The following is a 26,440-nucleotide window of genomic DNA, read 5'->3' as shown; positions in this document are numbered from 1 at the left end:
GAAGTCGGCCGCGTGTACGCACCCTAACGGCCCATCAGGGTGACGTGGATCGGCAGCGGTTGAAAACGGGAAATCCGCAGTTCACGCAGTTCGCGCTGCCACCCTGGTGGGCGGCGGCCATTCTCAGCAGTTGCGGTAATACCGTCTGCTTTTCACGGTGGTGGCGTAGCTGTTCACCACCGAAGGGAACTGTTTTCCATGCGTACCCACCGGATCACCGGCGTGGTCGTCGCGTCCGCGCTCGTCGCCACCATCGCCGGCGGCGCGCTCACGACGACCGCCGCTGCCGCCACCCCCGCAGACACCAAGCCCGCGGGCACCGTGGCGGCACCGGCCGCGCCGGACGCGACCGCGCTGCTCGCGCAGGCCAAGTCACTGGGAGACGTGGCAGGCGTGCTCACCCCGGTCACGAAACTGGTCCAGGACGTGCTCGCCAAGCCCGGCACCGTCAAGCCCGAGACCATCACCGCCGACGCCGCCGGGGCCAAGTCGGCGATCGACGCGGCGAAGGCCGCCGCGCCGGCCGTCCCCGCCGCTCCCGCTGCCCCTGCGGCTCCCGCCGCCCCGGCTCCTCCCGCCGCTCCCGCCGCCCCCGCGGTGCCGAGCCTCGGCAGCCCCTCGGGCAAGGTCGCCACGCAGCCGTCGGCCAAGCCGTCCGCCACGCGGGACCTGAAGGCCGACGCCCTCACCGCGCTCCAGACGGCCGTCGACAACCTGGTCAAGGCGTCCACGGCCGGTGACCCGGCGGGGCTGCTGACCGCCGCCACGGCCGTGGTCACCGGCCTGGTCAACGTCGTCGTCGCCACCGTCCTCGGCGGTGGCCTGCCGGCGCCGAACCTGCCCGGCCTGCCCGCCCTCCCGTCGCTGCCCGGCGGCCTCCCTTCGGCCCCCGGCCTGCCGCTCTGACCGAGCGCCGGGCGTAGCCGGAGTCGCGGTTCGCAGGGTTCCTGAGCGGCGCTACGAGCCGTGCTCCGGCCGGATGTGACACCCGAAGGGGTGAGCGCGAACAGCGCTCACCCCTTCGGCCCATTTTGATACGCCGTCACCGATTCAGCCCAACATGCGTGACTATTCGTGATCTCCCCCCGTTGCGCACAGCGTCAACGCCGCAGGTATTTGCGGTTGGGTTTCGTCTCAGGGAGATCTTGATGTCGCGTATCGCAAAGGCGGCGGCCGTCACCGCCGCGGCGGGTGCCGTTCTGGCCGCCGGCGCCGGTATGGCTGTTGCCGACTCCGGCGCGCAGGGTGCCGCTGTCGGTTCGCCGGGTGTGCTGTCCGGCAACCTCATCCAGGTGCCCGTGCACGTCCCGGTCAACGTCTGCGGTAACACCGTCGACGTCATCGGCCTGCTGAACCCGGCGTTCGGCAACCAGTGCGCCAACGTCTCCGGGCACGACGGCGGCGAGTGGTAATTCCGCGCCACCGCGGCCTCCCGTCACCTTGTGTGCGGGAGGCCGTTTCCTTTCCCTCGGCTCATCACCCTCGGCGCGAGCGCCTCAGCTCTCCTCGTAGCGGTAGAACGGGCGGTGGTCGAAGTAGTCCGACGGCTTCTCGTTCCACGGCGGCATCAGCTCATTGCTGCTGATCACGCGGCCGTGCTCGGGGTCCTTGGCCGACAGCGGCATGGACGGCAGATACGCCGACTTCGGGTGCAGCCGCTGCCAGCGGATCCACACCAGGTCGAGGAAGGCGTGGTGCATCCAGAACACCGGGTCGTTCGGCGAGGTGCCGCCGATCATGTGGCCGCCGACCCACTGGTGGACCCGGTTGTGCAGGTAGCCGCCCTTGGTGTCGCTGACCGTCCAGCCCTCGATCTTGTTCCTGAAACCCTTGGTGGACGGGGCGGAGTTCCACGGCGCGACGTCGTAGACCGGCATCGCGAGCGCGTTGTCCAGCTCCGCCTTCGTCGGCAGCACGATCGGCCGGTCGGGCCGCCCCAAGTTGCGGGTCAGGTACTTCTCCTGCGTGACCCCGTAGTTGATCGGCCAGTCGCCGGTCTGGTACGCGAACGGGCCCGTCATCACCTGGCCGTCGCTGTCGCGGCCGTTGCCGCCCATGAAGTCCGGGCCCCACAGCGAGGAGCTCTGCGCGTTGTCGTACGTCCAGTCCCAGTACGGGATGGTGACGCCCGGGTCGAACATCTGGAGATCGGCCTCGAACTGGAGCAGGAACCGGCGGTGCCAGGGGAAGAAGGTCGGGGCCATGTGGGCGACCCGCAGCCCGCTCTCGCCGTCGGCGGCGAAGTACTTGCCATGCGTGATGACGTACTTGTCGTAGCCGCCCACGCGCTTGAGCTCCAGCACGGCCTCGACGAACCGGGAGCGTTGGCTGCTGGTCAGATGCCGCTGATTCATTCGCGTGTACACAGGAACTGACCCCTCGGCGGTCGTACGGCGCTCAGCCGTCAGTGGTGGCGCGTGGTGCCGCGCTCAGTGGTGGCGCTCAGTGCGGGCGCCCGTGGACGGCGCTCAGTGGTGGTGCTCCGCGGTCGTGGACAGCTGGGCGCGGCCGAGCACGTCGACCGCGCCGCGGGCCGTGCCGAGGGCGGTGGGGAAGGGCTGGTAGTGGTTGGCCATGCTGATGAAGCTGCCGTCCACACGCCGCATCACGTGCAGCGGGCGCCCGTCGATCCGGATGTCGACGCCGCTGTCCCGCGCGGAGCTGAACCCCTGGATGCGGCGGCCGCGATAGACCTCGTCGAAGAGGGCGGCCCCCGCGCCCGGCACGGGAGCGGGCTCGTACCCGGCGGCGGCGCTGTCGTACCCGGCGGCGGGCTCGGCGACCACGGTGTCCGACTGCCTCGCGGCCAGCATCGGACGCAGCGCCGCGGTGGTCCCCGATACGGCGGCCACGGTTGTGATGCCCCGTCTGATCAACCGCCGGCGCGTCGCCACACGGGGTCGTGAGTGTTTTCCGCTGCCGTTCTCGATGGCTTCGCTCATGTCCGACACACTCCTCTCCTCCGGCCGTTTCCGCGGCTCATCTTGCCGCCGTAGGGGTGAGTCACCCGGATAATCGGTGGGCGATGCAAGGAATTTCATCCGCCCGAGTGATATCGCGATCGGCCCGGTGCCGGTATTGACGGACTGCCAGGTTGTTTGAGGTCGGGTAAAAACTGTCGCGGGAACCGCTTTTGGTCTACGCCAGGGGGCGTACCTATTACTCGTACGTTATGACTGATCGTTAGGAGTCCGATTTCCGTGCGGTCGCACGGCGGTCACCGCACACCGCACCACGCACAACGGACAGCGAACGAGGAGTGACCATGGCCAACCGACGCCAGTGGCTGACGGGTGCGGGCGTCGGATTCGTGTCGGCCGCCTTGATCGTGTCCGGACTGTCCGGCGTCGCGGGTGACCCGCCGGGCGCGGGCCGCCGCCTGGTCACCGCGCTCGCCGGTGCCGTCGGCGCGGAGGGCGCCACGGGACCGGGCGGCGCGGACGGCGTCAACGGGTCGAGCGGCGCCGGCGGCTCGAACGGCCCGGACGGCTCGAACGGTCCTGACGGCTCGAACGGTCCTGCCGGTGCTTCCGGGGCCACGCCCAAGCCCCCGCCGCGCGCCTCGTACGCCCCCATGGGCGCCTTCACCGACTCCGGCGCCGAGGGCGTAGCACGGATCGACGCCCTGGAGTCCTGGCTCGGCGGTACGGAGGCGACGGTCGGCCACACGTATCTGCCCGGTGACGACTGGTCCGGCATCGAGGGCAGCGGCGGGCTGCTCCAGCCGTGGGCCACCTGGAAACGCGCGAAGCCCGACCGGCTCTTCGTCCTCAACGTGCCGATGCAGGAGCACAACGAGGACCGCGTCCCCGACCGCGACGTACGCGAACTGATCCAGGAGGGCGCGCGCGGCGACTTCGACGGCCACTTCACCCGGCTCGCCCACCGACTGGTCGACCTCGGCGTGCCCGACACCGTGATCGTCCTCGGCTGGGAGATGAACGGCACCACGTACACCCACCGCTGCGGGCCCGACCCGTCCGGCTGGAAGACGTACTGGAACCGGATCGTCAAGGCCATGCGCGCCGTCCCCGGCCAGCGCTTCCGCTTCGACTTCACCCCCAACCGCGGCGAGGACGCCATCGGCTGGACCGAGTGCTACCCCGGTGACGCGACCGTCGACATCGTCGGCATGGACTCCTACGACCAGCCGCCCGGCGAGACCTTCTACGACCAGGTCAACGAGGCGTACGGGCTCCAGGCGCAGGTCGACTTCGCCGACCAGCACGGCAAGGAGATCTCGTACCCGGAGTGGGGCCTGTTCAGGAACGGCGACAACCCCGACTACATGCGGCAGATGCTCCAGTGGATCAACGACCATCAGCCGGCCTACCAGACCATCACCGACTACTGCCCGCACGGCGTGTGGCAGTGCACGGAGAACCCGAAGTCCTCGAAGGTGTATCGCAACGCGCTGTTCGACCTGAAGCCGGCGCCTGCTCCTTCGGAGACGCCCACTCCTTCGGAGACGCCGACGCCCACGGGTACGCCGACGCCGACGGAGACCCCGACGCCTACGGGTACGCCCACGCCCACGGAGACCCCGACGCCGACCGGCACTCCGACGCCTACGGATACGCCGACGCCTACGGATACGCCCACGGTGATTCCGACGCCTACGGATACGCCCACGGTGACGCCGACGCCTACGGATACGCCCACGGTGATTCCGACGCCCACGGACACGCCTACGGATACGCCGACCCCCTCGGTCAGCCCGTCCGCGACGCCGACCGAGACCCCGACGCCTACGGACACGCCCACGGTGACGCCGACGCCGAGCGGCACGCTCACCCCGGAGCCGTCGCTGTCGCCGAGCCCGACTCAGACCGTGCCGACGACGCCCTCGGTGTCGCCGTCCCCCGACCTGTCGCCGAGCCCGGCGGTCAGCCCGAGCGCGAGCCCGACGCCCAGCGTGCTGCCGCCCGTGACGCCGACCCCGGCGCTCACACCCGTGGCCGTACCGACTCTGCTTCCGGCCGTCACGCCGGGCCCGACGCCGGTGCCGCAGGCCGGGCCCTCACCGCTGCCGCCCGTGGTGGAGGCGTGCCTGCCACTCCAGCTCAGCGAGGAGATGCAGAAGCAGTACGCCAGCGGTCAGGTCTGCATCAAGCTGCAACCGAAGGGGCCGGGGGAGCAGACGCCGACGCCGAGCGCGTCGACACTCGGTTCGCCGACGCCTGGATCGCCGACGCCGACCGCGCCGACGTCTGAGTCGCCGACGCCTGAGGCACCGACTCCGACCGCGCCGACGACACCGGAACCGACGTTGCCGACGACACCGACACCCACGTTGCCGCCGACGGCCACGTCCGCCGTGAAGCCGGAGTCGGTGCAGGAGGCCGCGCCCGCGACGAGTCCCACGCCGCCGGCCGGCTAGGGCCTGTCGGGCGGCTCAGGCGCCCTGAGCCTTGCCGCCGCGCCTGGCGAGCCGGTCGTTCAGCCCGGCCCGCCAGGCGCGCAGCACCGGCAGGCGGCGCTTGGCGGTCGCGGCCAGGCGGGTGCGGGCGGCGGCCAGGGCGACGCGGCTGTGGAGGACGACGGCCAGCGGGCGGGTGGTCAGCAGCAGGCGGCGGTTGGCGAGGTGGTCGGGGCGCCAGTGGAATTTGTGCGGCTCCGCGCCGCGCAGCAGGCTGAGGGCGGCCCGGCCGCCGTCCTGGGTCTGCCGGACGCCGTGCCGCATCAGCAGCGTCGTGACGTCGACCTTGGTGGTGCGCAGGTCCGGGTGGGCGCCGTAGAGGTAGCCGCCCGCCAGGCTCGGGCAGAGCACGGTGAGATTCGCGGCCACCACCTCGCCGCCGAGGCTGAACTCGGTGACCGCCGCGTCGCCGCTCGCCACCATCAGCCGCGCGGCGCGGGTCAGGTGCTCGGCGAAGCGCGGGCGTACGTGCTCGGGGGTGACCCCTCGGCCCTGCCACTGGAGCAGGTGCAGCCGCAGCATCGTCTCGACGGCGGGCGCCACCTCGTGCGCGGGCACCGCGCGTTCCTCGACGCCCGCCGCGTCCAGCTTGCGCAACTGCGAGCGGATGCGCTGGCCGCGCGAGCTGCCGACCCTCGCGATCAGGCCGTCCATCGGCAGGCCCGGCAGCTCCAGGCAGACCGAGTCCTCCAGGTCCTTGCGCGGGCCGCGCCACGCGCCGTACACCCGCTCGGCCGCCGCGCCTGGCCGTACCTCGCGCAGGTCGATCACGGCCGTCCGCGCCAACCGCCGCAGCGCCCCGGTCAACGCCGCCGCGTACGCCGGATCCGCGTCGTCCACCAGCACGTCCGCGTAGTCCGTGATCGCCCCGCCGAGCGCCACCAGCACAGGCACCGGCCGGTACGTCACCATCAACGGCGCCGCCGCGACCAACTCCTCGCCCCGCCGCACCACCACGACCCGCAGCCGCCCGCGCCTGCCGTACGACAGCCACCACGAATACAGCCACGCGTGACTCTGGAACGGCGTCGCCGCCCCACACCGCCCGTACAACCGCCCCCACTGCGCGGCCATCCCCCCGAACGCCTCGCCATCCCGGCACACCTCAACCCTGAGCCCGTCCCCGTCCCCGTCCCCGCCCGGAGCCCCGCGCCGGTCCGCGCGATCAACGACTGGCCGCGGCGCCTCCGCCGACGCGGGGGAGGCACCGCGCCCGGCCGGTGCGCCGATGTCGGCGCCGGGCGTGGCCCGTGGCTCGGATACGCGTCCGGCCGCGTTGCCGGTGGTTGCCTGCGCTGGCGCAGCTTCGCGCGCGACGGGGGTGCCGGGCGTGGCCCGTGGCGCGGATACGCGTCCGGCCGCGTTGCCGCCGGTGCTGCCGGTGCTGCCGGTGGTTGCCGGTGGTGCCTCCGCCGAGGCGGGCGGGGTCTCGTACCCGGCCGGTGCGCCGATGTCGGCGCCTGGCGTGGCCCGTGGCTCGGATACGCGTCCGGCCGCGTTGCCGCCTGTGCTGCCGGTGGTTGCCGGTGGTGCCTCCGCCGAGGCGGGCGGGGTCTCGTGCCCGGCCGGTGCGCCGATGTCGGCGCCTGGGCCGCCGCCCGTGCCGCCCGTGGTCGCCCGTGGTGCCCGCGCTGGCGCGGGCGCAGCCGTCGTCGTTGCCGCAGGCTCGGCGGCGGGCGGGGTCTGCGGTGTCGTCTCGGGCGCGGGCGCGGGCGCGGGCGCGGGCTGGGGGTGGGCGGAGGCGGGGGTGGTCATACGGATTCCCTCGGCATCGCTGTCGGGGCGTGGCCCGGGGTGGGGGCCGGGAGGGAGGCGCCGTAGGCGGGCTCGCGGCGCGAGCGGGGGCGGACCAGGAGGAAGAGGGCGCCGAGGAGGCCGCCCGCGCTCGCGCCGACCGCCGCGGACAAGGCGGTGGAGGGCGAGGAGGGGGAGGCCGGGGCGGTGGCGGGGGAGAAGACCAGCAGGCGGACGCCGGTGCTGCCGGCGTTGCGGTTGCCGGTCGCGGCCAGCGAATCGGCCACGGCGTTGGCGACCTTCGCGGCGGTCGCCCCGCGCCGGGCCGTCCCGGTGATCGAGATCATCGGCGCGTCGGGCGAGGTCGCGGCCTGCACGCTGCCCTTGAGGTCGTCCACCGCCATCCCGGACGCGGCCTGCGCCCCCGCGAGCACCGCGGAACCGGTGACGACCCGCCCGTACGCCTGCGCGAAACCGGTGGTGGTCGTCGCGTCGCCGTGCTGCGGCACCACGATGACGTAGCTGGTGGCGGCGTACTGCGGGGCCGCCGTCAGGCCGTAACCGAGGCCGCCCGCGAGGCCGATGCCCAGGCACAGGGGCAGCGGCAGCCAGCGCGGCGGCGTCCGCCACGAAGCGCGGCGCCCGCGCCCCTGCCTGCCCGCGGGGGCGCGGCCCCCGTCGCGGATCGCGGCCTTCTCCTGCACTGCGGTGTCCTGCATGAGCGGTCTCATTTCTTCTGTCCCGGCCCCACGCCGGTGGCGGATGCGGATGCGGTTGCCGTTGCGTACAGCCGCATCACGCGGTCGGCGGTGTGGGCGATGTGGTAGCTGTCGACGGCGGCGGGCACCGGCAACCGCCGTACGCCCGCGCCCTGTTGGGCGTGGAGTGCGGAGACGAGGTCCCGCGGGCCGGTGCCGATCCGGCGGGCGCCGGGCGCGCTGTCCGGCGGCAGGTCCTCGATCGCCGGGCACGCGGTGTGCAGCACCGGCAGCCCGGCCGCCAGCGCCTCGACCATGGCGAGCCCGAAGGACTCCTCGCGCGACGCGGACACGAAGACGTCCATCGCGGCCAGCAGCGCGGGCATGTCGGGCATGACACCGCTGCCGTCGTCCCCGCCCGCCGCGCCCACCAGATGCACGCGCGGCCCGACGCCGGTCGAACGGGCCAGCCGCAGCAGGGCGTCGTGCTCGGGCCCGGTGCCCGCGACGAGGAGATGGGCGTCCGGGACACCGGCCAGCGCGCGGATGACGGTGTCGAAGTTCTTGCCCGGTACGAGCCTGCCGACCCCGCCGACGACGAACGCCTGCTCGGGCAGCCCGAGTTGGGCCCGTGCGGCGGCGCGTGCCGCCGGGTCGAAACGGAAGCGGGCCGGATCGATGCCGTTGGGCACCAGGTGGATACGCGGGTCGGGCACGCCCCACTCGCGCAGCCTGCGCGCGACCGTCGAGGAGACGGCGACGGTGGCCACGCCCAGCCGTTCGGTGGCCCGGTACAGCGCGCGGGTGCCACGGGTGAGCGGGCGGCCCTCGATCTGGGAGTCGCCGAGCGAGTGCTCGGTGGCCACGACCGTACGCACCCCGGCCAGCCGCGCGGCGAGGCGGCCGTACACGCAGGCGCGGTAGAGGTGGGTGTGCACGACGTCGTACCGGCCCGCCCTGATCTGCCGGGTCAGCCGGGGCAGCGCGGACAGGTCGCGGTTGCCGGTCATGCCCAGGTGCGTGACGCGTACGCCGTCGGCGCGCAGCGCGTCCGCGACCGGACCGGGGTTGGTGAGGGTGATCACCTCGCTCTCGCAGGAGGCGGGCAGGTGGCGTACGAGCAGCCGCAGTTGCTGCTCCGCGCCGCCGATGCCCAGACCGGTGATGACGTGCAGGACCTTCACCTGGGCTCCTCGGGAGCGGCCGTCCCCCGGCCGGACCGCGGGCCGGACTGCGCGCCGTCCCGCACGTCGGGCAGGACGCTGATCCCGTCTCCCGGCACGGGCGTCGGCGCGGGCGCGGCGGGCGGCCCTCCGGCGGCCGTCGCCGTCCGCAGCTTGTGCAGCAGCCGCTTGGCGTTCAGCCGTCCCGCCGCGTCCCGTTGGCCGACGTACGCGCGCGGCAGCGCGAACGTCCCGGCGAGCGGGCCGGGGTCGACCGAGCACGCGTAGCGGTAACCGGCACTGCGGGCGGCCGCCACCGTGCGGGCGTCGGTCGCGCCGTACGGGTAGCAGAAGCCGTCGGGCTCGTGGCCGGTGATCTCCCGCAACAGGTCGCGACTCTCGGTGAGTTCGACGGTCAGCTCGTCCTCGTCGACCGCGGTGAGGTCCAGGTGCAGCAGGCCGTGCGAGCCGACCTCCATCCCGGCCGCCGCCGCCGCGCGGATGCCGTCGGCGGTCAACAGCGGCTTGCGCGGGCCCTGTTCGTCCCAGGCGTTGACGCCGCCGAGCCTGCCGGGCAGCACGAAGACCGTCGCGGTGTGGCCGTACCGGAGCAGCAGCGGGACGGCGTACTCCAGGAAGTCGGCGTAACCGTCGTCGAAGGTCAGCCCGACCATGCGGCTCGCGCGTCCGGCCGCGTGGGCGCGCATCAACTCGCCGACGCCGACGCCGGTCAGGCCCCTGCGGCGCAGCCACTCCAGTTGGCGGCCGAGCCGTTCGGGCGAGACGGTCACCAGATACGGGTCGTCCCGGCAGTCGCCCACCGAGTGGTACATCAGCGTCCACGGCAGCGCGGCCTGCCGCCTGCGGCTGCGCGCGGCGCTCTGCGCGCGGGCCCGGTCGGCGGCGCTGTCGGGCCGGGGACCTGGGACGGGTCCTGAGCCGGAGCGGCCGGAGACGCGCACGGGCGACGGGCGGAACGCGGTCGTCCGCGCGGTGGTACGTACCGAGGTCGGTGCGTCGGTGGACACGGGCGCGGATTCGGGGGTCGGGCCGGGGGACGGCCTGCGGACGGATCGGAGGACGGATTCCGGCGCGGAGCCGGGCGTGGCGTTCGAACTAGGCATGGGACAGCCTTCGTTTCGCTGTGGCGAGCAGGTGCGGAACCTCCGGCACCCGCACCGCGGCGGCCGCCGCGGCGAAGGTGACGGGCACGGCGATGCAGCACACCGCCGTCGCGGCCAACGGATCGGGGATCAGGGATCCGAGGCCCCAGCCGGCGGCGGTGGCCACCGCCGCGGCAAGCGTGATCCGGCCTACGCCGGTGAGGAGTTGGCGTGCGCCGATCGCGATGGTGTGCGCCGCGAGGCCGCGGACCAGCAGCCCGGCGGTCACGGTGATCCCGGCGGCGTTGCCCGCCGCGATGCCGTACGCGCCCCACGCCCCGACCGTCGCCGCGTCGGCGCCGATCGTGACGAGCAGGCCGGCGGACATGGCGGCGGCCGGGTACCAGGTCGGCCGGGCGGCCGAGAAGTACGGCCTGATCAGCGCGCCCACCAGGCTCTGGCCGAGCAGCCCGAGCGCGTACACCCGCATCACGGCGGCCGTCGCCGCGGTGTCGGAGGCGTCGAACGCGCCGCGCTGGAAGAGCACCTGGATGATCTGCGGGGCGCAGCCGATGATGAAGGCGGTGCCGAGCAGCACCACGACGCACACCACCGTCAGGTCGCGCTGCACCTGCCGTCTGGCCCGCTCCCGGTCGCCGCGGGCGAGCGCCTGCGAGACGACGGGGAAGGTGACCGTGCAGATCATCACCGACAGCGCCATCGGCATCTGCGCCACTTTCTGGGCGTAGTTGAGGTGCGAGATCGCGCCCGACGGCAGGGGTGCGGCGAAGAACCGCTCGATCAGCACCTGGGCCTGGCGGCTGACGGTGAAGAAGATGACGGGCGCGACCAGGGCGAGGCCGAGGCGGGACGCCCTGGGCCGCGAGGGGAGTTGGGGCCCGGTCCGGACGCGCGGGGCCCGGTGGGACCGGGCTCCGGCGCTCGCTCGGCCGCCTGCCGGGACGGATTCGCGCGTCAGGGACGGCACTTCGGGTCCGGACCGGCCCTCGTTCCTCAACTTCCCCTCGCGCTGCGGCTGTTCGGGAATGGCCGCGGTCGTCGCCGGTACGGTCTGCCGTGCGGTGCGCAACTCGACGAGAAACGCGGGCAGTTGGATGAGCACCATCAGCAGTCCGCCGACCGCGACACCGGCCGCCGCGGCCCGCGCGCCCCAGTGGGCGTGCAGTGCGAACAGCGTGCCGATGATGCCGACGTTGTACGCCACGTAGATCGCGGCGGGCGGCAGGAAGCGGCGGTGGGCGCGCAGCGCGGCGCTCAAGTACCCGGCGAGGCCGAAGGTGAAGACCGTCACGGCGGTCAGCCGCGTGCAGTCCACCGCGAGGCGGTGGTCGGTCAGTCCGGGCGCGAGGACGTCGACCACGAGCGGCGCGGCCACCGCGATGGCGGCTCCGACGGCGGCCAGCAGCAGCGTCAGCCGCGGCAAAGTGGCCGCCAGCAGGGCCCGTACGGGATCGCCCGTCCGCCCCGCCCGGCCGTCGGCCGTCCTTCCGTCCGCCCGCCTGCTGAGGGCGGCGGCGAAGGCCGGTACGAGCAGCAGCGCCATCGCGTCCTCGATCAGGACGGTCGCCGCCAGCTCCGGGACCGTCCAGGACACGAGGAACGCGTCGCTCGCCGCCCCGGCTCCGAAGAGGTGGGCGATGGCCTGGTCGCGCACCAGCCCCAGCACGGAACCGGCCACCGAGAGCACGGCGGTGACCAAGGCGGCCCGCGCGAGCCCCTTCGACCCCCGGTCGCCCCCGGAACCAGAGCCGGAGCCGGAGCTCGGGTCGGAACCGACGCCGGTGTCGATGCCGCTTCTATGGCCGGTGCCAGTGCCGGTGCCGTCGCCAGGGGCCGTCCCCGAGGCCCGGCGCGTACGGCCGGTCGGCGCGTCGTCCTCGTGGGCGGCGGTCGCCGCACTCGCGGTCATCGGCGGCGGCCGACCGTGGCGTCGGCACTGAGGTCGGCGGCGGCACCGGCAGCGGCGTCCGCCGCGGGCGACAGCGCCCACCAGGCCGTCAGGCCGAGCAGCACGGCGGTCAGCACGGTGGAGGGCCCGCCGATGTCGGCGTAGAGGAAGTCGACGCACTGCCAGATCAGCAGCCCGACGGCGGCCAGTCCGCTCGCGGCGGCGCCCGGTGCGCGGACGCGCGCGCGGCGGGCGCGCAGCAGGCGGTCGGTGCCGCGGGTGAGGAAGGCGGCCCAGCCGCCGACGAGGAGAGCGAAGCCGATCAGACCCTGCTCGCTGAGCGCGAGCAGGTACATGTTGTGCGGCGACAGCAGCGGTTCACGGGTGAAGCGCTGCCCGGCCCCCGCCGTGTCGCTGCCCGACGACAGCGCGAGCGAGGCGTGCCCGTCGCGCTCGTCGGGGAAGCGCTTGAGGCCGACGCCGGTCGCCGGATGCTGGCGCCACATGCTGACGGCGGCGGCCCACAGCGTGTACCGGTCGGTGACCGAGGGGTCCGGGTCCGCGGTGACCCGCGTGATGCTGCTGACCCGCTGCCCGATCATCTGCGAACCCACGCCGAGCCCGCCGACCAACAGCACGGCGGAGGCGGTCAGTACGCCGAAGACGCACAGCGCCTGGCGCCGTCCCGACAGCACGATCATCGCCGCGCACGTGACGGCCGTGGCGATCCACGTGCCGCGGCTGAAGGACACCGCCAGCGGTACGAGCAGCGCCGCCGCGCAGGCCAGCGCGGCGGGACGCAGCCAGCGGGGCGCGCCCGCCGCGGCCGGTACGAGCGCGCAGCCGGTGGCGATGACCAGGCCGTACGCGACGACCGTCGCCATCCCCATGATGTCCGAGGGGCCGAAGGTGCCGACCGCCCTGATGTCCTCGCCCATGTAGGAGGCGCCGGTCGCGGTCGCGTACTGCCACACGCCGATCGCGCCCTGGACGAGGGCGACCGCGACGACGGCTCCCGCCACCACCGCGAAGTCCCGCCGGTCGCGCAGCAGCAGCACCAGCGAGGCGGGCACCAGCACGAACACCTGGGCGTAGCGCAGGAATCCGGTGAGTCCGGCCGCCGGGTCGACCGAGGTCACCGCGGACAGCGCGAAGCCGACGACGGGCGCGCCCAGCACCACCGCGGCGGTCGCGGTCAGCGGCCGTGCCCGGTCGCGCAGCAGCCGTACGGCGACGGTCAGGATGAGTACGGCGGAGGCGGCGTCGGCCGGGGTGACCTTGCCCGAGGTGCTGACGTCGCCCGTGCTGACCGGCGCCGCGAGCAGCAGCACGGTCGCCAGGGCGGGCAACAGCGGTGCCAGCCAGCGGTATCGGGCGAGGCCCGGGGGGATACGAGGGGCGGGTTCGGCTCTGTGCGCGGGCGCCGTGTTTCGCGCGGGCGCGGGCGTGGCGATCGTGGCCATGATTCAGCTCCCACCGAACCGGAAGAGCGAAGTCGCCGTGCGGGCGAGGATTCTGACGTCCTGCCAGAGCGACCAGCTGTCGATGTAGTGGTTGTCGAACCGCGCGCGGTCGGCGATCGAGGTGTCGCCGCGCAGCCCGTGCACCTGGGCGAGCCCGGTGATGCCGACCGGCATCCGGTGCCGGTCCTGGTAGCCGGGGTGGGTCTGGCTGAACTGCTCCACGAAGTACGGGCGTTCGGGGCGTGGACCGACCAGGCTCATGTCGCCGCGCAGTACGTTCCAGAACTGCGGCAGCTCGTCGAGCGAGGTGCGCCGCAGCAGCCGGCCGACCGGGCTCACCCGGCGGTCGTGCGCGATGCTCCAGCGCGTCGCGGACTCGCCGGGGTCGGCCGGCCGCAGCGTACGGAACTTCAGCAGCGTGAACGGGCGTCCGCCCAGGCCGATGCGCTCCTGCCGGAACAGCACACCGGGCCCGTCGGTCAGCCGTACCGCGAGGCCGCAGCCCGCGAGGACCGGCGCGAGCGCCAGCAGCGCGGCCGAGGCGAGCACGATGTCGAGGGCGCGCTTGCCCCAACGGCCGGGCGGCGCGGGCGGATACGGGTCGAGGCGGCGGCACGCGAAGCCCCACAGGTGGCCGGGGGCCGCCTGGCCGCTGCCGGGACCGGCGGTGACCTGCCACACGCAGGCGCCCTGCGCGGCCAGCAGCCGTACCGTCGCGGTGGTACGCGCGTCGAGCGGCTGCGGTCCCGCGACGACCGCGTACCGCACCGAGTTCTGGATCACCGCGCGCGTGATGTCGCCGTGGCCGGTCAGCACCGGCAGCGGGAAGTCGTCGGGCGCGGTGCCGTGTCCGGGCCCCGGGCCCTGCTCCTGCCCCGGCACCTGGCCGGTGGCCGCGATGCCCACCGGGTGCATCCCGTACTCGGGATGCGCGTGCAGCACGGCGGCGACCTCGCGTACGGACCCGTCGCCGCCCACGATCAGCGTCGATCCGGGGTGCAGCCGCGCGTACCGGCGCCGCGCGCCGTGCACGACCCCGCGCAGCACCCACTGGCCCAGCACGGTCAGCACGAGCGCCGTCAGCAACTCGCCCCATCCGAGGGCGCTTTCGGGCCCGGTGGCCGCGGCCGTCACGGCCACCAGGCCCCACGCCAGCGTCGCGCACAGCGCCAGCGCCGGCAGCTCGTCCGACGCCGTCGGCGCGAACCCCGGCCGGTACAGCCGCGCCTTGCGCAGCGCCGGGACCAGGCACCCGAGCAGCGGCGCCAGCAGCAGCGGCCCCACATCCGCCCGCACCGCGAACGCCCCCATCAGCGCCGCCGCACAGTCCGCCGCCACCAGCGGCCCCGCCACCCGCTGCCGAAACGCCCGGTGCCGCGGTCGCGACACCGTCGCGGGCGTCTGCCGCGGTGCCGACGCGGGCATCTGCTGCGACGCCAACACGGGAGGCCGCCCTCCGCCGTCGCCGCCCTGCCCCACCACCACCCCGAGCGCCCGCTCGCCGCCCCGCCCGGCCGAGGACGCCTCAGCCGCCTGCCCACCCCCGCCGCCCCGCCCGCCTGAGCCGGTCCCGGGCCCCGTGTCCAGCGCGACACCGACCCCGCGGTCGACGGCCCGCCCGGGCGCCGGGCCCGAGTTGGCCGCGAGCGGCTGGCCGAGCGCGCCGCCGAGTGCCTGGTCGGCTGTGTGGCCGGCGGTCGTGCCCGAGCCGGTGTCGGCGGCCGTGCCGAGCGCGATGCCGAGACCGCGGTCGGTCCCCCGGCTCTGCGCCGCTACCGAGTTGGCCTCGGAGGCGTGTCCGCCCGCCCGGCCGAGTCCGTGGTCGGCGACGCGACTCGGCGCCGCGCCCGACGTGGTTTCCGGCGCGTGGCCGAGGGCGATCCCGAGCGCGCGCTCCTGCGCCCTGCCGGGCACGGTGACCGAGTTGGCCTCGGGTGCCTCCCCGAGCGCGACACCGACCCCGCGGTCGACGGCCCGCCCGGGCGCCGGGCCCGCAGCGGTTTCCGGCTCCTGGCCGCGCGTGGTGGCGCGGGGGCGTTCCGGGGTGCGGGTGGGGGCCGCGGGGGTCGTGGGCTCGGGGCTTGGGCCGAGGGTGAAGCGGAGGCTGCGGTCGCCGCCCCACCTCGGGGGCGTGTTCGAGGCGGTGTCGGAGCCCGGGGCGAGCGCGAAGCTGAGCCTGCGCCCGGCGGCGCGCGCGGGCGTCGGTTCGGGCCCGCCCCCTTGGGCGCGGTCACCGCCCTGGCCGGGCGTCACCGCGGTGTTCTCCGCAGCCTGGCCGACGACGCCCAGCACGCGCTCGGCACGGCCCCCGCTCGCGGGCGCGCGGTCGGACGTACGGGCCGCAGGTGCGTCTGCCCGGCTTCCCGACACGGGTTCGCGGTCGGGCGTACGGCCCCCGGCCGCGGGCGCGCGGTCGCCCGTACCGCCCCCGGTCGCGGGTGCGCGGTCGGCGGGGCGGCCCCCTGAGGGCAGGGGGCCGCCGGTGGGGGTGGGCGGCGGCACGCGCGCGCTCTCCCACGTCATCGGGTGACCCTCTCGGTGGGGCGGCCCGGCTGGGGCAGCGCGAGGACGTCGCGGTAGAGGTCGGCGACGGCGGCAGCCGTTCTTCGTACGTCGTGCTGTTCGCGTACGTGCGCGAGCGCGCGGTGACCGGCGTCGGCGCGCCGTACCGGATCGGTGAGGAGCCTCAGCAAGGCGTCGGCGAGGGCGCGTTCGTCCTCGACCGGGACGACGGATTCGGCGGCGTCGGCGGGCGGCACGCTCTCGCGGGCGCCGCTGACGTCGGTCTGGACGACCGGCCGTCCGCAGGCCATCGCCTCCAGGGGCGCGAGCGCCATCCCCTCCCAGCGGGACGGCAGGACGACGACGTCGGCCGCGCGGTACCAGGGCGCGGTGTCCACGGTGCTCCCGGCGAACAGCACACCGGGCGGCGCGTCCCGCAGCAGCGGCCGCAGCGCGGGGCCTTCGCCGACGAGCACGAGACGGGCGTCCGGCAGCCGCTCGCTGACCCGCGGCCACGCCCTGAGCAGCACGTCCTGGCCCTTCTGCGTGCAGAGCCTGCCGACGCACACGACCAGCGGGGTGTCGGGACCGAGGTCCGACAGCGCGGGAAGCGCGGCCCGCGCCGAACCGACGTCCGCGGTGGGCGTGAAGTGCGTGAGATCCACGCCGTTCGGCACGACCGCCCACGTACCCCGTACCCCCGCGTCCTGTCCCGCGCGCCGCTCCGCGTCGCTGACGCACAGCACCCGGTCGGCCCAGCGGGCGGCGTACCGCTCCCAGCGCAGCGCGGCCCGCGCGGTCGGTCCCGTGACGGCGTCGAACGACCAGGCGTGCGGCTGGAAGACGGTCGGCAGGCCGCCGCGCACAGCCAGCCGTACCGCGAGCCCGGCCTTGGCGCTGTGGACGTGCAGCAGGTCGGGGCGGACGGCGCGGATCAGCCGGGCGACGGTAAGGACCTCGCGCGGCAGGCCGGGCCCCGGCGAGCGGCCGGCCGGCCACCGTACGACGTGGCCGCCGGCCGCGGTGACGGCTCCCGGGAGCGCGCCGTGCGGCGGACAGGCCACCACCGCGCGCGTACCGCCGTCGAGCTGGGCCCGGACCAGGTCCGTGACGACGCGGGCGACTCCGCCCTCGACGGGCTGGGTCACATGGAGCACCGTCAGCCCGGCGAGTTCGTACTGGTGTTGCGGCATCGCGCGCCGTCTCTCTGTCCGTGACCATCTCCGTGACCGTCTCCGGTGGACCGACCGGGGCCGAGGAGAAGCCGATGGGTTTGCTGCGTGTCATGTGCGCGCCCGCGCGTTCGAGCGGGTTGCGTGGAGTCAACGAATCCCGTGCCTGTCAGGTAATCCTCGTGAAACAGGAATGCACGGTCGCAGACCTCGGCGCCCGATTCACGTAAGGCGCGCGGCCCGCCGAGCAGGACGAATGTCTTATGACGATCACATGACCGGTGTTGACGAGACGTCAACCCACGTCACCGCCGTCACCCTTCCGTTGCGCGCCGGTGCCCGGCCTCCGGTGGTTCTATCCATTCGGGTGAAACATCATTACTAATCGCCTGGGAGCCGGTTGGTCAGTGCGACCCATGTAGACCCATGTACAGGGCAATCTCACTCCAGAAGGACCAACCGTGATCAAGAAGTTCCTCGCCACGGCCGCCGTCGCCGTCTCCATCGCGGGCGTCTCGGCGTCGGTGGCCCCCTCCGCGATGGCCATCGGTGACGACCACGGAACCACCACCGCCAACGGCAACGGTTCCGAGCAGAGCTACGGCAACACGTACACCAGCGGTTACATGAGCCCGTCGTTCGCGCTGGTCCAGGGCTCGCTCAACAAGCCCTGCCTCGCGCTGCCGCTCAAGGGCAACGTCGGCTCGCTGGTCGGCGTCGTGCCGGTCACCGTCCAGGACATCAACGTCCTGTCGTCGCCGCAGAACCAGCAGTGCACCGAGAACTCCACCCAGGCCAAGGGCGACGAGCCGCTGTCGCACATCCTGGACAACATCCCGGTGCTGTCCGGCAACGGTGCCGGCAACCACTGAGCCATTCCCCTGGCTTCGCACGGCCCCGGCCGTCGACTTTCCGTCGACGGCCGGGGCCGTACGCGTTTTCCGCGCCGGGTTTCCGCACCGCGCCTTCCGCCTCGGGGTTTCCGCACCGCGCCTTCCGCACCGGGGCCGCCTCGGGGTTTCCGCTCCGGGCGGAAAAAGCCGAGCCATTCGAGTGGATGATGGAAGGCGCCGCACGCTGGGGAGTTGCTTACGGTCGGCACCCGTCGTTAGCCCGGTCGGTAGTGGTGTTCACGGACGCGGATTTCCTGTGTCCGGCCCGTACGAAGGACGTGCTGGTGCCAGACACCGCTCCGGAAAGGGAGCTCAACGTGAAGTACTCGAAGGTCGCGGCGGTCGCTGCCGGAACGCTCATGGCTGTGGGTGTCGCGGCCCCCGCGTTCGCCGACTCCGACGCCAGTGGCATCACCTCGCACTCCCCGGGCGTCCTGTCCGGCAACAGCATCCAGGTGCCGATTCACATCCCTGTGAACCTGTGCGGCAACACCGTCAACGTCATCGGTCTGCTGAACCCCGCGTTCGGCAACACCTGCGTCAACAAGTGACGAAGTGAAGTGACGTCGTCCTGTCAGGCCGTCAGGTTCTGATCCCGGACCGCGGACCGCCCCGGAGTGTGTGCGTCGCGCTCCGGGGCGGTCCGTCTTACGGGATGGGCACGGGACGGCCGCGGGACGTATTCGGCGCAGCCGAAGAACCGAGCGGAGAAAAGAAGTCGATGCGACACATCTTGAGCCGGAGCCTGCTCACCGTCGCCGCCGCCAGCAGCATCCTCGCGGCCACCGGGGGGTATGCGAACGCGGATTCCGACGCGCAGGGCGGTGCGTCCAACTCACCCGGCCTGCTGTCGGGCAACAGCGTCGAGGCACCGGTCGACGTCCCGCTGAACGCGTGCGGGAACAGCGTGAACGTCGTGGGAGCCGACAACGCCGCGCTGGGCAACCACTGCTCCAACGAATCGCATTCCCACCACCACACCGTTCCCAGCGCCCCCTCATCCGCCCATTCGTCGGGCATCCAGGGCTCCGCGGGCGTGGCCTCAGGGAACTCGGTGCAAATTCCGGTCCACGCTCCGCTCAATGTGTGCGGAAACACCGTGGACCCCCTCGCACTGCTGAATGCGGTGTCCGGGAATTCCTGCGACAACGACGGCACGGGCGCGCACGCGGTCACCGGCACCGACACCAGTTCGGTGCACACCGATCCGACCATCGACGTCCGGAGGCTTCCGCCGGCTCCCGAGCCGAACCACGCGGTTCCCGCCGTCCTGGACGGCGTTGACCAGCAGTCGCTCGCCGAGACCGGCGTCGCCGGCGGCGAGTTCGGGGCGGCCGGGGCGACCAGCGCCGCGCTGCTGCTCGGCGGCGCCATGCTCTACCGCCGCGGGCGCGGACCGCGGGTCGCGCACGCCGCCGCCCACGGCGCGCACGCCGCGTCGGGCGCCCACGCGGCCTCCATGGCCCGTATTCGCCGCACGTATTCGTGACCCTGGGCAACGGAATTAATACGAGAATTGGGCGAGGCGGCTCTCACGTTCGGGTGATTGTCGAGAGGCCGGTTTACTCCTCGTTTCCGTTGCTATCCGCGGTCGTTGACCATGCCGACAGACACCGGCACTGAAAGGGTGGCAATGAAGTACTCGAAGGTCGCAGCAGTCGTGGCCGGATCGATGATGGCGGTCGGCGTCGCCGCGCCTGCCTTCGCCGACGGTATGACGGCGCCCCAGATGCCCACCGCGGCCACGATGCCCACCAGCATCAACGGCGGTGTCGAGCAGGCCCTGAACGAGCAGCCGTTGCAGCAGCTCAGTGACGGCCTCAAGGTCGACTCCGCGCTCCGGACGGTCAGCGCCGCCGCCGACCACCTGCGCGGTGAGACCTCGACCGACGCGCTGCTCGGCCAGGCCGCCTCCGCCACCAAGGATGCCGCCACCTCCACCGTGACCGGTGCGGTGCCCGGTGCCTCGCTGCTGGGCGGACTCCCGCTCGGCCGCTGACCCGGCCCCGGCTCCCCCACCTGCCGCGTGTCGGCTTCGGCCATCCTCGCGGCAGCACTCCGCCATCGGAGTGAATCGCCGGAACCAAACCCCACGTGAGCGGTTGATCAGATCGCTCCAGAACCGTGCAATCGAGCACCAAAAAGGGATTTCAGATGATCAAGAAGATGCTGGCCGGCGCTGCGCTCGCCGCCTCGGTTGTTGCTGTCGGCGTCACCGCCGCCCCGCAGGCCATGGCCCTCGGCGACGACCAGGGCACGACCACGGTGAACGGCAACGGCGCCGAGCAGAGCTACGGCAACACCCACACCGGCGGCACCCAGAGCCCGCAGATCGGCCTCGTCCAGGGCACCCTGAACAAGCCCTGCCTCGGCGTCCCGGTCAAGGCCAACGTCGGCTCCCTCGTGGGCCTCGTGCCGGTCACGGTCCAGGACATCAACGTCCTGGCCTCCCCGCAGAACCAGCAGTGCGCCGAGAACAGCAGCCAGATCAAGGGTGACGAGCCCGCCTCGCACATCCTGGACCAGATCCCGGTCCTGTCCGGCAACGGCGTGCACAACGGCTGATCTGCCGCACCCGGCTGATCCGTCCCACCGCACCGCACAGCGAACTGCCCGACCCGGCCGCACCGGCCGGATCGGGCAGTTCGTCGTCAGGAGGTGTTCCTAGCGAAGCGTGGACGCGTCGCGGCGGCGGGTGACGCGGGTGACGTACCAGTGGATGAGCAGGCCGGTCGCCATGACGATCGTGACGATCTGGGACCACACGGCGAGCTTCTTGTCGTAGAACCAGACCGGCTCGTACATGTTGGGGAACGGGCCGTGCGCGCCGACGTTCACATAGCGGTAGAGCATCAGGGCGAAGAGGCCGCCCGCGGCGACCAGCCAGGCCAGGGCGGCGCTGAGCGGGCGGCGCCAGACCAGGATGAGCAGGGCCGCGAACGACGCCATGCCCGCCTCGATCCGGAAGAGCGTGCCCTGGCTGATGTCGGCGGAGACCGCGTCGTACTGGTCGGCGAGCTTGGCGTGCACATAGGCGTCCACGGCGAGCCCGGCAGCGGCGACGAGGCGTGCCGCCAGGTCGAGCGCTCGGCCGGTGGAGCTGACCCCGGCTGACGGCATGACGGATCCTCGTTTCCTCGTACGGCGCGTACGGGTCGTACGGCCACGGTGGGGGGAGCGGAACGCGCGGTGATCCGACGGCGCGTCAGTTCACGGTGAGCGTGCCCTTCATGAACTGGTGGATCGTGCACATGTAGTCGTACGTGCCCTTGGCCGAGGGGGCCTTGAAGGTCACCGTCTTGCCCGGGGCGATGTCGTTGGTGTTGAACTGGCCGCTCTTGACCGAGGTAACCGTGTGCGCCGTCGAGTCCTTGTTGGTGACCGTCACGGTGGCGCCGGCCGCGACCGTCAGCGACGCGGGCGTGAAGGCGAAGTTCTGGATGACGATGGTGTCCGCGCCACCGCCGCTGGAGGCCGACGCGGAACTCGACGCGGAACTCGACGCGGACGAGGACGCCGACGTGGCAGCCGCCGACGTACTCGTACCGCTACTGCCGCTCGAACCCGAGCTGGAGCAACCGGTCAGGGCCAGCGCGGCGCAGGCGGCGGCCAGCAACGGCGCACGGCGTACGCGTACGGGGACGCGCGAAGGCACCCGTACGGGGACGGAAGCGGTGCGTGCGTGGAGCCGGGTGACGATCAACTCGGGGTTTTCCCTTCGGAATTCGGGCGGGGCACGGGACGGCCCGTGTGGGGGTGCGGGCCGTCCCGTACAGGTGGGGTCAGACGGTGAGCAGGGTCGGGCTGGCCGCCTTGTCCACGGGCAGGAAGTCGTCGGGGACCGGGTACTGGCCAAGGATGAAGTTGAGGATCGCGGCGTGCTGCGCCTCGACCGGCGCGATGGTGGCGGCGGTCGCGATCCCGGCGGGGCTGGTGACGTTGTAGGTCGCGAAGAGATACGTCTGCGCGGCCTGGTCCTCCAGTTGCAGGGCCAGCTTGGCGACGGCGCCGTAGGTCTTCGCCTCGCCGAGCGCCTTGAGGGTGGCGGCCTGGTTGGACAGCGGCACATTGTTGATGGCGGGCTTGCCCGCACCCGTGAGTACCGCGTTCCACGCCTTCGCGTGGTCCGCGTGCTGGGCCATCGCGGTCGTCACGAAGGTGGCGACGGCCGGCGGCACCGTACCGAGCTTGCCCGCCTTGGCCGCCTCCAGCGTCGCCTTGTAGGCGCCGACGGCCTGGTTCTCCAGAGCCGTCGCCAGCGCGACGACCTTCAGGTCACCGGTGTACTTGCTGCTCCCGGACGCCGACGCCGAGGCGGTCGGCGAGCCGCCGGGCGCACCGGTCGCGGAGTCCGCGGAGGTCTTCTTGTCGCTGCTGGAGCACGCCGCGAGCGCGAACGCCGCCGCCACCCCGCCGGCGCCGAGCAGGAAACGCCGCCGGGAGGCGTCGGCCACCCCGCCGCGCCGGTCGCTTTGTGCCTTGTCGCGCTGTTCCGCTGCGAGGTCCGCGGCCGCCGCACGCATCGCGGGCAGCGTGTCGCGGTGGGCCTCTTCCATGTCCTGGGTGAGACGGGCGAGCTCGCGCTCGCTGATCTGCAGCTCCCAGCCGTCGCGTGCGGTGCTCACTTCACGGCCCCCTCAGAGATCGGTGAAGCGTTCTTGGTCGGGTAGAAGGCGTTGGGGAAGCCGACGCTGCCTACCGCGGCCGGCAGCTTGGCGACGTCCGTCGGGATGGCGATCAGGTCGCCCATGTTCCCGGCGAGCAGCGACTGTACGGCCAGCAGCGTCGCGCGGTGCTGGGCCTCGACGGGCGCGACGGAGGCGAAGAGCTTGCGCAGGTCGCCGTTGCTGACCTGGCTGACGTTCTTCGTGTACGTCTGGGCCGCGACGTCCTCCAGCGTGATCGCCAGCTTCACGACGTCCGCGGGGGTCTTGATCGACGGCAGGGCCTGCTTGACCACGGCCGCGTACTTCGGGTCCGGCTGGTTCTGCGCCTTGCCGCCCGCCTGGGTGGCGGCGGAGTTGAACGCCTTCGCGTGCGCCTGGTGCTGCGTGGTCGTCTTGGCGATGAACGCCGCGATCGTCTTGTTGCCGTTCTTGATGAACGGCAGTCCTGCGGCCGTCTGGTAGACGCTGATCGCCAGGTTCTCGATCGACGCCGCCGTCTGCAGCGCCATGATGTCGTCGCTGGAGGAGGCCGCGGCGACCCGCGAGGTGTGCAGCAGAGCGGCGGCGCCCGCCACTCCGGCGACCGCTCCGCCGCGGTGCCACCAGCGGCGCGAGGACGCCGGCGCGGGCTGTGCCGCCGCGCGGAAGTCGTCCAGCGCGCTCGCGGTGATCCGCAAGGCGTCACTGTTCAGGTCTTGTGACTGCTCTGTCAGTTCTTCGAGCAGCCGGGTGTCGATGCGCTCTACGCCCATCACGCCCCATCTCTCACGGTGCCCGCTCTTGTGAGGGCACTCCTGTGACAGGTTCGTGGCGGCGGCTCATCCGGATTGGTCCCGTCCTCCGTACGGGCACCGAGACCACTCTTCCGGGTGACGGCAGGGGGCCGTTTCGCCCAGTGAATGCGTCTGTACGGTGCGTGGCGGTACCGCCAGGTGTCACATCGGGCCCGTCCGGCGGGTCACTGCTACGACGACGAGGTGACGGAGGTGGGTGGCCCGATGGACGAGTACGAGTTCCTGGCGGCGCGTTTCGAGGAGCAGCGCGGCCGGTTGCGCGCGGTGGCGTACCGGATGCTCGGCTCCACCGGCGAGGCGGACGACGCCGTGCAGGAGACCTGGCTGCGGCTGAGCCGGATCGACGCCGACGAGGTCGACAATCTCGCCGGGTGGCTGACCACAGTGGTGGCCCGGGTGTCGCTGAGCATGCTGCGCTCGCGCGGCAGCCGCCGCGAGGAGCCGCTGGAGACGCCGTCGGGAGGCCCGGTCACGCGCGCCGCCGCGGCCGAGGACACCGACCCCGAGCAGCAGGCGCTGCTCGCCGATTCGATCGGGCTCGCCCTGCTCGTCGTCCTCGACACGCTCGGTCCCGCGGAACGGCTCGCCTTCGTCCTGCACGACATGTTCGCCGTTCCCTTCGACGAGATCGCGCCGATCGTGGAGCGCTCGCCCGCCGCCACCCGGCAGCTCGCCAGTCGCGCCCGGCGCCGGGTGCGGGGGGTCGCCGTCGTCGACGAGGAGCGCTCCGCGGTACGGCGCCGCGCCGTGGTCGACGCCTTCCTCGCGGCCTCCCGCGGCGGGGACTTCGAGGCGCTCCTCGAACTCCTCGACCCCGATGTCGTGCTCCGGGCCGACCCCGCCGCCGCCCTGTCCGGCGCCACCTCCGTCCGCGGCGCCGCCGCCGTCGCCACCACCTTCCTCACCCGTGCCAAGGGGGCTCGCCGCGTCCTCGTCGACGGCGTCCCCCAGCTCGCCTGGATCCACGACGGCCGTGCCCGCGCCGTCTTCGCCCTCACCGTCAGCCCGTCCGGGCGCGTCGCCGAAATTCACGTCCTCGCGGACGAGGCCCACCTCTCGCGCCTGCGGGTCGTCGTAGTGGACGAGTGAGCCTCCCCCGCGCCGCGGGGACGGTTCCTCTGCTGTGGGGGGCGCCGATGGTTTTTGGGGCGCGGCCCTGGGGCGGTTCTTCTGCCGGGGGGCGGGCCGATCTTTTCAGGGGCGCGGACCTGGGCGGGATCTTTGCGGGTGGGCGGTTCGCCGATCGTTTTCAGGGGCGCGGCCCTGGGCGGTTCTTCGGCCGGGTGCCGGCCACGTGTTTTTAGGGGCGCGGGGAACTGCGCGCTCAGCCCGCGCGGTGGCGCGGGTGAAGAACCGGCCCCAGCAGGGCAGTTGCTGTGTGTTTTCGGCCTGAAAGCCCGGCGGGGGCTGGTCGCGCGGTTCCCCGCGCTCCTAAAAGCAGGTCCTGCGCGAGGGCAGCGCGCCCCCGGAGTTGGGGGATCGGGCCGCCGTCCGGGGCAGGGGGGCCGAATCGGGGCGTGGGGCGCCCTAGGGACCGTCATTTGTAGGGGGGCCGACCGGGATGGTGCTCCGCGCGGAGTCCTGACGGGCGCCGGGTTTTAGCGGGCGCGGTAGGCGTCGATCGCCGCGAAGGTCGCCTCCGGCTGCTCGATCTGCGGCAGGTGGCCCGCCTTCGGGACGACCTCGAAGCGCGCGTCGGCGAAGGCGGCGGCGTACGCGGCCCCGTACCCCGGTGTGAAGACGCGGTCGCTCTCGCCCCAGAGGACGAGGGTCGGGACGCGGACGTCGGCGAGCCGTTCGCGCAGGCCGGGCGTGTGCATGTACGGGTCGCCCGCGATGATCCGCATGGTGGCCATGTTCGCCTGGCGCGCGGCCAGTTGACCGGCCGGGAGGGTGGCGGGGTCCACGAAGAAGCGGTCGGGGTCGTGGAAGGAGTGCTCGGCCACGCCCCGCGCGTCGAGCGCGAAGAAGTCCGTCATCGGCTCGCCCTCGACCAGCACTCCGGCCGCGTCGATCAGGACGAGCCCGGTGATCAGGCCCGCGCCGTCCCGTACCGCCATCTCGGCCGCGATCCAGCCGCCGAGCGAGGAGCCGACCACCAGGACGTCACGCAGCCCGCGCTCCCGAAGCAGCTCCAGGTACGCCGCGGCGAGGTCGTCCACGCCGTCGTACGCCTCGGGCCGGGGCGTGCCGTCCCAGCCGGGGAGGGTCGGGGTGAGGACACGCGCGGTACGGGCGAGGTGGGCGCCGAGGCCCGCGACGGTGAAGGGGCCTCCGCCGCCGTGCAGCAGCAGTACGGGGCGGGCGGTGGCGGCATCGGTCTCCGCGTCGGTGGGGCCGGTCTCGGCAACGGTGAGCTGCGATGAGGTCGTCATACCGCCGACCTTAACTAAGGATATTTATATAAGCAAGCTTAGTCAGAGTGTTAGGCTGTACCCATGCCCGTTGAACTCCAGCTCCTCGGACGAGCCGTCAAGCAGGCGCAGTACCGTCAGCACCGCGCCCTCGACAGTCGCCTGGCCACCGTCGGCACCACCCTCGCCCAGTGGGACGCCCTGCGCGCCGTCGCCCGCACCCCCGGCGCCTCGGCCCGCGACCTCGCCGCCGCGACCTTCCAGACCGAGCAGTCCTTCGGCACCCTCGCCACCCGCCTGGCCGACCGCCACCTCATCGACCGCCGCCCCGGCCGTGGCCGCCGCATCGAACACCACCTCACCCCCGCCGGCGAAGCCCTCCTCTCCGCCGGCCACCACATCGCCGATGACGTCCTCTCCACCGCCTTCTCCGCCCTCGACGACACCGAACGCGCCACCCTCCTCGCCCTGTTGCGCCGCATCGGCGAAGAACCGACGTGAGCCCGTGACCCTGTTACGGGTCACGGGCTCACAAGGTGCGGTCGCGTGGCGTGAACGACGCCCGCGAG

The 26,440-nt window shown here is 73.2% G+C and carries 24 protein-coding genes and 1 pseudogene; 10 read left to right on the top strand and 15 right to left on the bottom strand.

All coding sequences use genetic code 11. The features are described 5' to 3' along the window. Positions 1–198: 198 nt before the first annotated feature. Positions 199–906, top strand: coding sequence for a hypothetical protein (locus ACFZBB_RS25700; RefSeq protein WP_391126723.1), 708 nt, complete (start codon positions 199–201; stop codon positions 904–906). A gap of 242 nt (positions 907–1,148) precedes the next feature. Continuing rightward, entirely contained in the window at positions 1,149–1,412 is a 264-nt protein-coding gene (locus ACFZBB_RS25695) for a chaplin (RefSeq protein ID WP_188284466.1), read from the top strand. 84 nt (positions 1,413–1,496) lie between these two features. On the opposite strand, the gene ACFZBB_RS25690 is transcribed toward ACFZBB_RS25695, so the two are convergent. Next, the gene (locus ACFZBB_RS25690) at positions 1,497–2,366 is read right to left on the bottom strand and encodes a tyrosinase family protein (protein ID WP_391126721.1); all 870 of its coding nucleotides are present in this window, start codon (positions 2,364–2,366) and stop codon (positions 1,497–1,499) included. A 102-nt stretch (positions 2,367–2,468) separates the two neighbouring features. Then, positions 2,469–2,852, bottom strand: a complete 384-nt coding sequence (locus ACFZBB_RS25685; RefSeq protein WP_391126718.1) for a tyrosinase family oxidase copper chaperone — start codon at positions 2,850–2,852, stop codon at positions 2,469–2,471. 485 nt (positions 2,853–3,337) lie between these two features. Between ACFZBB_RS25685 and ACFZBB_RS25680 the strand changes: the two are divergent. Continuing rightward, a pseudogene (locus ACFZBB_RS25680) lies at positions 3,338–4,618 on the top strand (glycosyl hydrolase); the annotation flags it as partial. Between the two features lie 777 nt (positions 4,619–5,395). Here ACFZBB_RS25680 and ACFZBB_RS25675 read toward each other — a convergent pair. The 8 genes from ACFZBB_RS25675 to ACFZBB_RS25640 form a co-directional block, all read right to left on the bottom strand. Further along, entirely contained in the window at positions 5,396–6,493 is a 1,098-nt protein-coding gene (locus ACFZBB_RS25675) for a GNAT family N-acetyltransferase (RefSeq protein WP_391126715.1), read from the bottom strand. Between the two features lie 677 nt (positions 6,494–7,170). Further along, positions 7,171–7,872, bottom strand: a complete 702-nt coding sequence (locus ACFZBB_RS25670) for a lipopolysaccharide biosynthesis protein (protein ID WP_391126712.1) — start codon at positions 7,870–7,872, stop codon at positions 7,171–7,173. Positions 7,873–7,880: 8 nt separating this feature from the next. Beyond that, a complete protein-coding gene (locus tag ACFZBB_RS25665; protein WP_391126709.1) occupies positions 7,881–9,035 on the bottom strand; it encodes a glycosyltransferase in 1,155 nt (384 codons plus the stop codon). Continuing rightward, positions 9,032–9,847, bottom strand: coding sequence for a polysaccharide deacetylase family protein (locus ACFZBB_RS25660; protein WP_391126991.1), 816 nt, complete (start codon positions 9,845–9,847; stop codon positions 9,032–9,034). Before ACFZBB_RS25660 ends, ACFZBB_RS25665 begins: the two co-directional genes overlap by 4 nt. Before the next feature lie 283 nt (positions 9,848–10,130). Then, positions 10,131–12,047: a lipid II flippase MurJ gene (gene murJ, locus ACFZBB_RS25655; protein WP_391126706.1), complete on the bottom strand. Its 1,917-nt coding sequence runs from the start codon at positions 12,045–12,047 to the stop codon at positions 10,131–10,133. Continuing rightward, positions 12,044–13,489, bottom strand: a complete 1,446-nt coding sequence (locus tag ACFZBB_RS25650) for an O-antigen ligase family protein (RefSeq protein ID WP_391126703.1) — start codon at positions 13,487–13,489, stop codon at positions 12,044–12,046. The genes murJ and ACFZBB_RS25650 overlap by 4 nt, the downstream gene beginning before the upstream one ends. Positions 13,490–13,492: 3 nt before the next feature. Continuing rightward, a complete protein-coding gene (locus ACFZBB_RS25645; protein WP_391126700.1) occupies positions 13,493–16,012 on the bottom strand; it encodes an exopolysaccharide biosynthesis polyprenyl glycosylphosphotransferase in 2,520 nt (839 codons plus the stop codon). Next, positions 16,009–17,184, bottom strand: coding sequence for a glycosyltransferase (locus tag ACFZBB_RS25640; protein WP_391126696.1), 1,176 nt, complete (start codon positions 17,182–17,184; stop codon positions 16,009–16,011). The genes ACFZBB_RS25645 and ACFZBB_RS25640 overlap by 4 nt, the downstream gene beginning before the upstream one ends. A 440-nt stretch (positions 17,185–17,624) precedes the next feature. On the opposite strand from ACFZBB_RS25640, the gene ACFZBB_RS25635 reads away from it, so the two are divergent. The 5 genes from ACFZBB_RS25635 (at position 17,625) to ACFZBB_RS25615 (ending at position 20,621) form a co-directional block, all read left to right on the top strand. Next, positions 17,625–18,035, top strand: a complete 411-nt coding sequence (locus ACFZBB_RS25635; protein ID WP_093712105.1) for a rodlin — start codon at positions 17,625–17,627, stop codon at positions 18,033–18,035. Positions 18,036–18,373: 338 nt separating this feature from the next. Beyond that, complete coding sequence (locus tag ACFZBB_RS25630) at positions 18,374–18,607, top strand: chaplin (RefSeq protein ID WP_188280635.1); 234 nt, start codon at positions 18,374–18,376, stop codon at positions 18,605–18,607. A 170-nt stretch (positions 18,608–18,777) separates the two neighbouring features. Then, positions 18,778–19,545, top strand: a complete 768-nt coding sequence (locus ACFZBB_RS25625; protein ID WP_391126693.1) for a chaplin family protein — start codon at positions 18,778–18,780, stop codon at positions 19,543–19,545. 144 nt (positions 19,546–19,689) lie between these two features. Continuing rightward, positions 19,690–20,055 (top strand): hypothetical protein, encoded by a 366-nt coding sequence (locus ACFZBB_RS25620; RefSeq protein WP_391126690.1) that lies wholly within the window; start codon positions 19,690–19,692, stop codon positions 20,053–20,055. A 155-nt stretch (positions 20,056–20,210) separates the two neighbouring features. Then, the gene (locus tag ACFZBB_RS25615) at positions 20,211–20,621 is read left to right on the top strand and encodes a rodlin (RefSeq protein WP_355336497.1); all 411 of its coding nucleotides are present in this window, start codon (positions 20,211–20,213) and stop codon (positions 20,619–20,621) included. Between the two features lie 99 nt (positions 20,622–20,720). Here ACFZBB_RS25615 and ACFZBB_RS25610 read toward each other — a convergent pair whose 3' ends face one another. The 4 genes from ACFZBB_RS25610 to ACFZBB_RS25595 all read right to left on the bottom strand — a co-directional run bounded on the left by ACFZBB_RS25610 (position 20,721) and on the right by ACFZBB_RS25595 (position 23,475). Beyond that, positions 20,721–21,176, bottom strand: coding sequence for a hypothetical protein (locus tag ACFZBB_RS25610; RefSeq protein ID WP_391126687.1), 456 nt, complete (start codon positions 21,174–21,176; stop codon positions 20,721–20,723). Positions 21,177–21,261: 85 nt separating this feature from the next. Beyond that, positions 21,262–21,759: a cupredoxin domain-containing protein gene (locus ACFZBB_RS25605; protein WP_391126684.1), complete on the bottom strand. Its 498-nt coding sequence runs from the start codon at positions 21,757–21,759 to the stop codon at positions 21,262–21,264. A gap of 79 nt (positions 21,760–21,838) precedes the next feature. Further along, on the bottom strand, positions 21,839–22,681 hold the full coding sequence (locus ACFZBB_RS25600; RefSeq protein WP_391126682.1) for a ferritin-like domain-containing protein: 843 nt from the start codon (positions 22,679–22,681) through the stop codon (positions 21,839–21,841). Next, a complete protein-coding gene (locus ACFZBB_RS25595; RefSeq protein ID WP_391126680.1) occupies positions 22,678–23,475 on the bottom strand; it encodes a ferritin-like domain-containing protein in 798 nt (265 codons plus the stop codon). Before ACFZBB_RS25595 ends, ACFZBB_RS25600 begins: the two co-directional genes overlap by 4 nt. Positions 23,476–23,721: 246 nt before the next feature. Here ACFZBB_RS25595 and ACFZBB_RS25590 point away from each other — a divergent pair, with 246 nt between their 5' ends. Further along, positions 23,722–24,606 (top strand): sigma-70 family RNA polymerase sigma factor, encoded by an 885-nt coding sequence (locus tag ACFZBB_RS25590; RefSeq protein WP_391126677.1) that lies wholly within the window; start codon positions 23,722–23,724, stop codon positions 24,604–24,606. A 509-nt stretch (positions 24,607–25,115) separates the two neighbouring features. Here ACFZBB_RS25590 and ACFZBB_RS25585 read toward each other — a convergent pair. Then, positions 25,116–25,892 (bottom strand): alpha/beta fold hydrolase, encoded by a 777-nt coding sequence (locus tag ACFZBB_RS25585; protein WP_391126674.1) that lies wholly within the window; start codon positions 25,890–25,892, stop codon positions 25,116–25,118. A gap of 63 nt (positions 25,893–25,955) precedes the next feature. Here ACFZBB_RS25585 and ACFZBB_RS25580 point away from each other — a divergent pair, with 63 nt between their 5' ends. Beyond that, on the top strand, positions 25,956–26,372 hold the full coding sequence (locus ACFZBB_RS25580) for a MarR family transcriptional regulator (protein WP_391126671.1): 417 nt from the start codon (positions 25,956–25,958) through the stop codon (positions 26,370–26,372). Positions 26,373–26,440: the final 68 nt, after the last annotated feature.

The sequence above is a fragment of the Streptomyces sp. NPDC008139 genome (assembly GCF_042957025.1).
In the GTDB taxonomy this organism is placed as follows: domain Bacteria; phylum Actinomycetota; class Actinomycetes; order Streptomycetales; family Streptomycetaceae; genus Actinacidiphila.
This window is presented reverse-complemented; position numbering and strand designations above follow the sequence as displayed.

What these genes read in the sequence shown, in the direction of transcription:
- ACFZBB_RS25595 (WP_391126680.1), bottom strand. Translation starts at nt 23,475, where the DNA reads ATGGGCGTAGAGCGCATCGACACCCGGCTGCTCGAAGAACTGACAGAG.
- ACFZBB_RS25660 (WP_391126991.1), bottom strand. Translation starts at nt 9,847, where the DNA reads ATGTACCACTCGGTGGGCGACTGCCGGGACGACCCGTATCTGGTGACC.
- ACFZBB_RS25645 (WP_391126700.1), bottom strand. Translation starts at nt 16,012, where the DNA reads ATGACGTGGGAGAGCGCGCGCGTGCCGCCGCCCACCCCCACCGGCGGC.
- ACFZBB_RS25580 (WP_391126671.1), top strand. Translation starts at nt 25,956, where the DNA reads ATGCCCGTTGAACTCCAGCTCCTCGGACGAGCCGTCAAGCAGGCGCAG.
- ACFZBB_RS25650 (WP_391126703.1), bottom strand. Translation starts at nt 13,489, where the DNA reads ATGGCCACGATCGCCACGCCCGCGCCCGCGCGAAACACGGCGCCCGCG.
- ACFZBB_RS25670 (WP_391126712.1), bottom strand. Translation starts at nt 7,872, where the DNA reads ATGCAGGACACCGCAGTGCAGGAGAAGGCCGCGATCCGCGACGGGGGC.
- ACFZBB_RS25585 (WP_391126674.1), bottom strand. Translation starts at nt 25,892, where the DNA reads ATGACGACCTCATCGCAGCTCACCGTTGCCGAGACCGGCCCCACCGAC.
- ACFZBB_RS25590 (WP_391126677.1), top strand. Translation starts at nt 23,722, where the DNA reads ATGGACGAGTACGAGTTCCTGGCGGCGCGTTTCGAGGAGCAGCGCGGC.
- murJ (WP_391126706.1), bottom strand. Translation starts at nt 12,047, where the DNA reads ATGACCGCGAGTGCGGCGACCGCCGCCCACGAGGACGACGCGCCGACC.
- ACFZBB_RS25620 (WP_391126690.1), top strand. Translation starts at nt 19,690, where the DNA reads ATGAAGTACTCGAAGGTCGCAGCAGTCGTGGCCGGATCGATGATGGCG.
- ACFZBB_RS25610 (WP_391126687.1), bottom strand. Translation starts at nt 21,176, where the DNA reads ATGCCGTCAGCCGGGGTCAGCTCCACCGGCCGAGCGCTCGACCTGGCG.
- ACFZBB_RS25625 (WP_391126693.1), top strand. Translation starts at nt 18,778, where the DNA reads ATGCGACACATCTTGAGCCGGAGCCTGCTCACCGTCGCCGCCGCCAGC.
- ACFZBB_RS25640 (WP_391126696.1), bottom strand. Translation starts at nt 17,184, where the DNA reads ATGCCGCAACACCAGTACGAACTCGCCGGGCTGACGGTGCTCCATGTG.
- ACFZBB_RS25675 (WP_391126715.1), bottom strand. Translation starts at nt 6,493, where the DNA reads ATGGCCGCGCAGTGGGGGCGGTTGTACGGGCGGTGTGGGGCGGCGACG.
- ACFZBB_RS25700 (WP_391126723.1), top strand. Translation starts at nt 199, where the DNA reads ATGCGTACCCACCGGATCACCGGCGTGGTCGTCGCGTCCGCGCTCGTC.
- ACFZBB_RS25615 (WP_355336497.1), top strand. Translation starts at nt 20,211, where the DNA reads ATGATCAAGAAGATGCTGGCCGGCGCTGCGCTCGCCGCCTCGGTTGTT.
- ACFZBB_RS25695 (WP_188284466.1), top strand. Translation starts at nt 1,149, where the DNA reads ATGTCGCGTATCGCAAAGGCGGCGGCCGTCACCGCCGCGGCGGGTGCC.